General features: G+C 38.8%; 9 protein-coding genes and 1 pseudogene (1 of these 10 cut by a window edge). 4 read left to right on the top strand and 6 right to left on the bottom strand.

Going from position 1 to position 8,486, the window contains the following annotated elements; all coding sequences use genetic code 11:
- Positions 1 to 838, top strand: partial view of an LIC13305 family lipoprotein gene (locus tag LEP1GSC190_RS07710; RefSeq protein WP_004280801.1) — the 3' portion only. It extends 20 nt beyond the left edge of the window; only the last 838 of its 858 coding nucleotides appear in the window; its start codon lies off the left edge, out of view; its stop codon occupies positions 836 to 838.
- A 126-nt stretch (positions 839 to 964) separates the two neighbouring features.
- Here the strand turns inward: LEP1GSC190_RS07710 and LEP1GSC190_RS21025 are convergent.
- From LEP1GSC190_RS21025 to LEP1GSC190_RS07680, 6 genes and pseudogenes are all read right to left on the bottom strand, one after another.
- A pseudogene (locus tag LEP1GSC190_RS21025) lies at positions 965 to 1,113 on the bottom strand (LysR family transcriptional regulator); the annotation flags it as partial.
- A gap of 64 nt (positions 1,114 to 1,177) precedes the next feature.
- Complete coding sequence (locus tag LEP1GSC190_RS07700; RefSeq protein ID WP_004279939.1) at positions 1,178 to 2,116, bottom strand: hypothetical protein; 939 nt, start codon at positions 2,114 to 2,116, stop codon at positions 1,178 to 1,180.
- Between the two features lie 32 nt (positions 2,117 to 2,148).
- A complete protein-coding gene (locus tag LEP1GSC190_RS07695; protein WP_002762920.1) occupies positions 2,149 to 2,520 on the bottom strand; it encodes a hypothetical protein in 372 nt (123 codons plus the stop codon).
- A gap of 68 nt (positions 2,521 to 2,588) precedes the next feature.
- On the bottom strand, positions 2,589 to 4,394 hold the full coding sequence (gene lepA, locus LEP1GSC190_RS07690; protein WP_004280365.1) for a translation elongation factor 4: 1,806 nt from the start codon (positions 4,392 to 4,394) through the stop codon (positions 2,589 to 2,591).
- 112 nt (positions 4,395 to 4,506) lie between these two features.
- Positions 4,507 to 5,244, bottom strand: coding sequence for a diacylglycerol/polyprenol kinase family protein (locus tag LEP1GSC190_RS07685; RefSeq protein WP_004280847.1), 738 nt, complete (start codon positions 5,242 to 5,244; stop codon positions 4,507 to 4,509).
- A gap of 7 nt (positions 5,245 to 5,251) precedes the next feature.
- The gene (locus LEP1GSC190_RS07680) at positions 5,252 to 5,605 is read right to left on the bottom strand and encodes an STAS domain-containing protein (protein WP_002614523.1); all 354 of its coding nucleotides are present in this window, start codon (positions 5,603 to 5,605) and stop codon (positions 5,252 to 5,254) included.
- A gap of 44 nt (positions 5,606 to 5,649) precedes the next feature.
- On the opposite strand from LEP1GSC190_RS07680, the gene LEP1GSC190_RS07675 reads away from it, so the two are divergent.
- The 3 genes from LEP1GSC190_RS07675 to LEP1GSC190_RS07665 are packed head-to-tail and all read left to right on the top strand — an operon-like array spanning position 5,650 to position 8,131.
- Positions 5,650 to 6,297 (top strand): hypothetical protein, encoded by a 648-nt coding sequence (locus tag LEP1GSC190_RS07675; protein ID WP_004280819.1) that lies wholly within the window; start codon positions 5,650 to 5,652, stop codon positions 6,295 to 6,297.
- Positions 6,294 to 6,641 (top strand): hypothetical protein, encoded by a 348-nt coding sequence (locus LEP1GSC190_RS07670; protein ID WP_004279932.1) that lies wholly within the window; start codon positions 6,294 to 6,296, stop codon positions 6,639 to 6,641. The genes LEP1GSC190_RS07675 and LEP1GSC190_RS07670 overlap by 4 nt, the downstream gene beginning before the upstream one ends.
- 11 nt (positions 6,642 to 6,652) lie before the next feature.
- The gene (locus tag LEP1GSC190_RS07665; RefSeq protein ID WP_004280788.1) at positions 6,653 to 8,131 is read left to right on the top strand and encodes an LIC12015 family putative lipoprotein; all 1,479 of its coding nucleotides are present in this window, start codon (positions 6,653 to 6,655) and stop codon (positions 8,129 to 8,131) included.
- The last annotated feature ends 355 nt before the right edge of the window (positions 8,132 to 8,486 follow it).

Raw genomic sequence — 8,486 nt, 5'->3', positions numbered from 1 at the left:
GTTATTTCTGATTGCTCCGCTTGTTTCTGCGTGTTCGTCCAAAAAAGAAAAAGAGAATTCTTCCGATCTTCTTTTGTCTTTGTTGCTCCTTCTGCCAGATCGCGCGGAAAACTACGATCGGGATGTCGAGATTGTAACGCACACGAATGTTCCGCTTAGTACTCCCAATTCGCCGTTTTATTTCGATCTCAACTATTCTGAAGAAGATTTGAATTATTACAAAAATCTTTTACAGGCGCAAATCGCGAAGTATCCAAGAGGGTATTGGATCAAGGGGCGAGTTGAGAAAGTTATATTGGTGAAATATATATTGAATGGGGGGGGGGCAGCTCAGGGGCTCGCAGACGGTGCTCAGAAGGCTGTCTATCTTTCCGTAGGAAGGGGAATAGCAACTTGCAATTGTGATGAACATTTTGCTTCAACAATTCATCATGAATTGATGCATAATGTCGACTATTCGGTGTTTGGAACTTTTCCTTCGCCTTTTCAAACGCCGGAATGGACTTCTTTGAATTCGAAAGGATTTCAATACGGCAGTGTTTACTATTCAGGAACACCTCTTACTGTGTGGACCCATCTTATCAATCCAATGCCGGGCTTTCTTAGCTATTATGGAACAGCAAACGTAACAGAAGATCGGGCTATTTTTGCATCGGCGATCTTTAGTGATCCAGTGCAATTCCAGTCAAATTCCTTAGCTACTTTTTGTCAGAACGATCCGATCGTTGCGGCAAAGGTTCGAAATCTTATCGCCTATTTAAATCGATTTTGGCCCTTTGCCGGAGGAGAATCGTTTTGGAAAACGAGAATGGCTGGAACAAACGCCTCTTGCAGTTGATTTAATCCTCTTATCAAGATGAGCTTTGTATTTTAAGAATTTATAATGATTGAATCGAACATTATTTCATAAGAATTAAAGTAGCCGTTTCCAAGTCCCGCGTTTCAAGAAAATTTTAAACTTCCTTTAAGGAGTTGCGAAACGTTTTTGAGACTCTCGAACCAATGCGTCCGCAAGTTTGGATAAACCCGGCCGTATCGTTTTTTTATGATAAGAAAAAATTTTCTTTCGACAATTAATTCGGGAATTGGAATTGTCCTGAGATACAAAGACAATTTACAACTTTTACTCCCTACTTCGCTCGAACTCACGTTAATTTTTAATTTTCTTAGATAAAATTCATATTAAATATCTATAAAACGAATCCAAAAAATTCCAGAGTCCACCCTGATGGATGTACAAAGTCCTTCCGGTAAGTTCTCCGCAATCCATCTTGTTTTGAATCGTATATAAAGATTTTCCGGAATAGATCGGTTCGACCGGAATTCCGAATTGTAAATAAAAAGAATTACAAAATTCTAAAATAGAAGAATCGACGGAACCGAAACCTCGAATTTCCTTGGATTCTAAAATTTTTTGTTCTTCTATCGGAATTCGGGAAAGATTCAAAGAAGTTTGTTTTTCCTTTAGCCAAGAAATTATCTTGGCTTTTGGAAGACCGATCGAAACTCCCGCAACATCCGTCCGACTTTGAAAAAAACGATTTGCGGACAACCAAGTCGCTCCCGATCCAAGATCGATCACGAGACGATCGTATCGTTCAATCGGAATTTGTTCCCAAAGAGAATCCAACCCATCTAGTGCGTCCCGACAAAAACCGTATTCCGGAATCAAAACTTCGTTCTCATCCGTATTTTTTATCATCTCGAATTCATCGACAGCTTCAGACTCAATTTCAAAAACTTTCTTCCTCCATTCCGATCTGGAATTATATTCTTTCAAGAAATGTGAATTCCTTCTTACAAAAATAGAATTAGCGCTGGTCTTATTTTGATCTCTCGCGTAACAGATCGTTCGAACCTGATATCCGAAATTACAAAACAAAAAGGAAAAAGCGGCTAACGCGTTACTGTGTAATTCTCCCTGCAAAACCACGCTGCGAATATTCTCTTTTTCTAAGGCAAAATGAATTCCCAGAAATTTTCGAAACTTGGTACCCATTCCGAAAGCGAGTCGATCGTCCCTCAGGATAGAAAGCTCGTTCTCTTGAATTTTAAAAACGGTTTGAATGTAAATAGGAGAAAGACGAGATTGAAAATAAACTTGAAGAGAATGCAAAAGTTGATTCCTAGGAAGAAATCTGAAAAAATTTAGACTTGTTTCGGTGACGTTCTACCAAAGGAAGCCGTGCTCAGAAATCGCAGTGCAAAACTATCAACTAAAACATCCATTCTCTCCCTAAGATAGAAAACATTCTTATCCACTCTTTGGATATTGAATTTTAATTCAGAACGCAATCCATGGATATCAGACTGCAATTGAACCGTTTCCGTTCTTAGACCTTGACTTTCTGTTTTTGCCTCGGAACAAACTTCTTGAATTTCAGATTTTAATTCCAACTTAAGTTCCTTAAACTCTGATTTGATATCTTTCCAAAAGATGCGAAGGAAGTCGAAAAGGGAATCAAAACCTACAACGATCGATAATAAGAAAGCGTAAAGAGGAAGAAAAGAAAAATTCATAGAAAGAAACGAAACCAAAAATCAAAAACGAATCAAGCTTTTTTCTTGAAAAAGAAATTAGAAAAATCTTAATTGCTCGTTTTCAAAACGGCCAAGAAAGCTTCTTGAGGAATTTCCACATTCCCAATCTGTTTCATCCGCTTTTTTCCTTCTTTTTGCTTTTCTAAAAGTTTTTTCTTACGAGTAATGTCCCCTCCGTAGCACTTTGCAGTAACGTTTTTACGAAGTGCAGAGATACTTTCTCTTGCGAGTATTTTTCCTCCTACGGCGGCCTGAATCGGAATCATAAACTGATGTCTTGGAATCAAATCCTTTAACTTTTCGATGATTTCCCGTCCCCTCTGCTCCGCTTTCGTCCGATGAACGATCATGGAAAGAGCGTCCACGGGTTCTCCGTTTACAAGAATATCCATTTTCACGAGTTGAGAAACCTTATAACCGGAAGGCTCGTAGTCCAGAGAAGCATAGCCCCTCGTAAAAGACTTGAGTTTATCATAAAATTCGAAAATGAGTTCTGCAAGAGGAAGTTCATAAGTCAATTGAACCTTATCCTGAGTAAGATAGACCGTATCCAACTGAATTCCACGTTTGTCCATCGCAAGGGCCATGATATTACCCACGTATTCGTTCGGGGTAATCACGGTCGCTTTGACATAGGGTTCTTCCGTAGATTCGATTGTAATCGGCTCTGGAAAACGGGACGGGTTATCGATTTCTTCTACTTCACCACTCTTACTGCGAATGATGTACTTCACAGAAGGAGCTGTTGTGATCAGATCGAGATTGAATTCTCTTTCCAATCTTTCCTGAACAATTTCCATATGAAGAAGTCCGAGATATCCCACACGGAATCCGAATCCGAGAGCAACAGAACTCTCCTTTTCAAATATGAGGGCGGCGTCGTTGAGTTTGAGTTTTTCAATCGCGTCCACAAGTTCGTCAAACTGCTCTCCGTTAATCGGGTAAAGTCCGGAGAAAACCATCGGTTTTGCTTCTTTGTAACCGGGAATCGATTCTTTTGTGGGATTGGAAAATAAAGTGATCGTATCTCCCGTCTTTGCATCGGAAACTTTTTTGATTCCGGCGATGAGATACCCAACTTCCCCGGCTCCGAGACCATTGGTCGGAGTCAGTGTGATTCGGTTAATTCCAACTTCGTTTACGGTAAAATCCTTTCCCGTACTCATAATGAGAAAACGATCTCCCTTTTTAATACTTCCGTCAAAAACCCGGATCTTGATCACAACTCCCATATAAGGATCGAAATAAGAATCATAAATCAATGCTTTGAGAGGTCCTTTCGGATCTCCTTTCGGAGCGGGAATTTGTTTGGTAATTTGTTCGAGAACTTCTTTTACATTTAGGCCGGTCTTTGCTGAAATTGCGACCGCCTTCTCGGAATCCAATCCCAAACTTTCTTCGATCTGAATCTTTGTTTTTTCTACATCCGCCGCGGGAAGATCGATCTTATTCATGACAGGAAGAATTTCCAAATCTTGTTCCATCGCAAGATAAAGATTTGCAAGAGTCTGCGCTTCCACTCCTTGACTCGCATCCACGATCAAAAGAACTCCCTCGCAAGCTTTGAGGGAACGGGAAACCTCGTAGGTAAAATCCACGTGGCCCGGAGTGTCGAGCAAATTCATCGTGTAGGTATGGCCGTCTTCGGCGAGATAATCAAAGGTTGCGTTGTTGGCCTTGATCGTGATCCCTCTTTCTCTTTCAATATCCATCGAATCTAAAATTTGATCCTTCTTGGTTCGATCATTTGTGACTTGACCGATTTCCAAAAGTCTGTCAGCCAAGGTCGACTTACCGTGATCAATATGGGCTATGATGGAAAAATTACGGATGAATTGCTGTTTATCGCTCATGAGGGTACAATCCGATGATTTTCGGTATGGCCCTCCCCTGAAAAGCAAAATACTTAGTTCCTACAAAGCAATTTGGTTGATTTTGTCTTTTCAAAAAAGAAATCGCAAGTATTTAGATCTTTAAAAACAATTCCGTCGGATTCAGGAAAATTGCGGAAGGTTCCATTCCTAAAATCAACCAGGCAGTAAAACCCAAAACTACAGCGGAAACGGAGGGAATCAAAAGATTATCGTCTACGAGACCGTTCCAATAGGTCCCGCAGTAAAGTTCTGTAATCGCGGAAATCAAAATGGCAGGAGTTAAGAAAATTAGACTATTATAAAATACAAAATCTTCTGTCCTCAAAAAATTCCGTTTATCGGACGTCTCAAAAAGATACATAAAAACAAAACCTACAATTGAACAAACAACGATGAATCCGATGATTCCTTCCACGGATTTTCCGTTGGAAAATCTGTGCTTTCCGTAAAATGTTCCGATCCAGGCAGCGGTCGGATCTCCGATTACGAGAAAAAGCATGGCAAGAATGGAAATCTCAGGAGGAAACAAAAATACAACAAACATGCAGGAAAGAAAATAAGGGAGAGTACCGTTCAATCTCGTCTTTTCTTCCTCCTTCATCAAAGCACCTAGGATCGACAAAAAGAATCTTTGAAAACCCGGAAATCGAAAACGAAAATATTCAAGCAGTATAACCACCCCAAGACAAAACACCAACGAAACGAAGACCACTACGCGTGTCGCATTCAAAAGTCCGAACGCTCCTTGAAAGACATCCAAGTAGTAACAAACAGGAAAGATCAACCCGAGAAGATGCCAAAGTTTACGCGCATAGTTGAAATTTGTCACTTATATCCTACCTATTTTTCATCGTCATTTTCAGAGCGGATTCTTCGTCCGGAGCAATCAAAAAAAGTCCGTTGAGGGCCGCCATTTTGATCGCCTTGCGAACCGATTCGGTGGGATGAATCAGTACTAATTTGTTGCGTGAAGTAAAACTCAACTGATTCATTTCCTTCAAAGATTGAATTCCACGAGAAGAAATCAAACTGACTTCTTCTAGATCCAAAATCACAGGACCGGAACGGATCGAAACCGAAAGTTGATCTCTGAATTTTTTTTCAGTAAATGAGTTGATGGAACCTTGAAGTTTCATAACCTGAACGTTGTCGATTTTTTCCGTAGAAATGATGATTTCGTTTAGAATCATGATGCTTGGAAAGTCAGCCTATAAGTATTTCTTCCCGAAGACAAATGGTTTTTCTATTCTTATCCATTCTATTTTTGATTTTAAAATCCTATTCTTTTTTATATCCGGGCGCCATAGTCTTAGCTCTTTGCGTAGCATTTTATTATGAAAAAGAAACCTCCAAGGAGATTGACAAGGTTATAATTCCACTTTCAGTGTTAACTTTGATTTTTTTCGCCATCGGCGGATTAGACGGTTCTACACCCCACGATCTCCTTGATCTGCTTTGCATTCATTATTGTGGAATTCTGGCCTTAAAGAAAAAACGAAGGACCAGAGATAATTTTCAGGGAACAAAATTCGATTTAGAAGCTAGATTTTTAGCGGATGAAACACCATCCAAAGAAAGTCTTATTTTCTTATTCCTTTTGGTCGTGGGATTTAGAATTTGGTACCAGTGGGATCTCCAATTTTGGAATAAAATCGACTTTCTCTACCTTATCAAATCTGGAATTATAGTCTGCACTTTGGGATTTTTGTATTTACGCTCCGGAAAAACCAACCTCAAAGCATTCTTCTTTGTTTTTCTCGTTCTTTGCCTTTTATTCATACATCCTTCACAAGGAATCTTGAATTTTTCCTACTTTCATGTATTTTCATTCTTGCAAGCCGACATAGAATCCAAAAAGATCAACGTTGGGATAAAAGTATGAAGGTAAAGGTGGCACATCTTTTTCGAAAGATTGAAGAGATGGACCGAGACATACTCGAATTGGGAAAAATTCAGGAAAGAATCTCTTCGGATCGGGACTATTCTGAAATTCTAAAAGATTCCATACGAAAAGAAATGGCGAATTTAGAATCCGGAAAAGCCGAAATTCTCTCTTTAAAAATCAAAGAAGAACCCGCTAAAATTGGATTCGTAAAAAACTCCGGAAAATCTTCTCCCGCCGAGATGAAAAACCTATACAGCTCCCGGGAAAAAAATCTAACTCGGGAAATCTCAGTCGAAATCCCCGAACCTCAAACAACAAGAAAAAAAATTCACAAATACTAAGACACAATCTAATGAAACAAAAAATTCTATCTCTAACCATTCTTACCCTATTCGTAATGTTTGTTATAAACTGCAGTAGGGATTCAGACGTTCTCGCTTCCTTTAAATCCGGAACGGTAACGCGCGAAGAACTGAGGGCTTATTACAAACTTCGCGGTATAGAACCCGACCTAAATAGCGCTTCGATCGCAACTCAGGCAAAAATCGTGGAAGAAATCGGAATTCAAAAAATCGCCGAAATCAATAATAAGAATACGAACTTAGTCACGAAAGACGAATACGAGAAAATTATGAGTTTCGTTGAACCTCAAGTCGTATTCAACGATTATAGAAAGCAGTTTTCTGAAAAACTTCTTACTTCGGGAATGCTTGAATTCGCCTTTGGAAGGATCCTATTTTTAAAAGCAGAACCCAACGCTTCGACAAAAGCAAATTCGCTTCTCCAGCAAATACAAACAATCAAATCCGATCGGGAAATCGCGGAGTTTATAGCAAAAAATACGGATGAAGTACAAAGAAAAGCGATCGGTGGAAAACTAGAACCGCATTGTATCAACTGCGGGGACGATCCATTTACAGCAATTCTTAAGGAAGCCGCGAATAAAAAAGGGGAATTTATCCTCAAAGAAGCACAAGGAAATTATTATATTCTTAGAGTGGAAAGAATCGAAAAAATTTATCCGAAGAAGATTGATAAATTCTTTCAAAACGAATTGGATAAATTGAAGACCCTTGCGTTGAAATACGTTTCCAAAGAAGGAATTACCGAAGATGAAAAAAACGCGGCGAAATTTTATTCGGACTTAGTCGTGAACGAAAGGGCAAATCAAACTGCAGAACACTATGGAAACCGTTTTTTCAAAGAAGCGTGGAAGAAGGAAATGGATTCTTTGAAAACAAAAAGTGGTTTAAAAATCGTAGATCTAACTCCCGAATTTATCAAAGGATTAAAATCGGAGACGATTCTTTTCGAAGATAAAAACAAAGTGAAATTTTCCTTTAAGGATCTTGCCGTAGAATTCAATAAAATTTCTCCGATTATTCAGAAGCGTAAAGGTTCCCCCGAAGAGGAAAAAAACGATCAGCTATCGTTTTACACTCAAATCTATCTTCCAATCCGAATTTCCGCTGAGTCCCAAGAAGTTCAATCGATTAAGGACACAAAAGAATTTAAGAAAACTCTTCCATTACTGGGCAGGTCCGTTCTTTTTATGCTCATTCGAAATCGTTCAATCGATCCGGAAGTAACCATTACCGAAAAAGAAATCAGAGACACTTACGAAGCGGGAAAACTCTACGCATACTCCAAAGCTTCTACTGCTAATCCCAACGAAAGAGTTCCGGAAGATTTCAGTAAGGTAAGGGATAGAATCAAACAAGAATTAGCCGAAGCAAAAAAGCAGTCTATCTTTCAAGACTACCTGTCAAAGCTCAAATCCGAAAACGAATTTAAAATTGCATCTGAAAGTTTGAAGGCAGGACAAATCTAAGATTTCAAAAGCCCTTGTTTCCAAAAACTAGGGCTTTTTCTTTATAATAGAATTCTTTCCCAGCCGATTACGAACTTAGAAAAGTATCCCAGCTAAATATCCGTAAAAAACAATCATTTTATCCAGCAGAAATTTAAATGGAAACGTGTTTTCATTCGGATCACCTGTCAAAACAATCCGAAACAGAACTTTACCAAAATGAAAATTGAATTTCGATATGACCAACGAATACTTTCTTTAAAAAACAAACAACTGAAAAGGTAATTCTCGAAAATATATTCAGAAAACTTAATTTACTATTCTTCAGATTCCTCCTTTTTCCACTAACTTAAAAAAGTTTGTTTTCAATTCCTTT

This window comes from Leptospira mayottensis 200901116 (genome assembly GCF_000306675.2).
Classification (GTDB): domain Bacteria; phylum Spirochaetota; class Leptospiria; order Leptospirales; family Leptospiraceae; genus Leptospira; species Leptospira mayottensis.
The sequence above is the reverse complement of the archived record's forward strand: the minus strand, read 5'-3'. Positions and strand labels throughout refer to the sequence as shown.

What these genes read in the sequence shown, in the direction of transcription:
- LEP1GSC190_RS07675 (WP_004280819.1), top strand. Translation starts at nt 5,650, where the DNA reads ATGGTTTTTCTATTCTTATCCATTCTATTTTTGATTTTAAAATCCTAT.
- LEP1GSC190_RS07680 (WP_002614523.1), bottom strand. Translation starts at nt 5,605, where the DNA reads ATGATTCTAAACGAAATCATCATTTCTACGGAAAAAATCGACAACGTT.
- LEP1GSC190_RS07695 (WP_002762920.1), bottom strand. Translation starts at nt 2,520, where the DNA reads ATGAATTTTTCTTTTCTTCCTCTTTACGCTTTCTTATTATCGATCGTT.
- lepA (WP_004280365.1), bottom strand. Translation starts at nt 4,394, where the DNA reads ATGAGCGATAAACAGCAATTCATCCGTAATTTTTCCATCATAGCCCAT.
- LEP1GSC190_RS07665 (WP_004280788.1), top strand. Translation starts at nt 6,653, where the DNA reads ATGAAACAAAAAATTCTATCTCTAACCATTCTTACCCTATTCGTAATG.
- LEP1GSC190_RS07670 (WP_004279932.1), top strand. Translation starts at nt 6,294, where the DNA reads ATGAAGGTAAAGGTGGCACATCTTTTTCGAAAGATTGAAGAGATGGAC.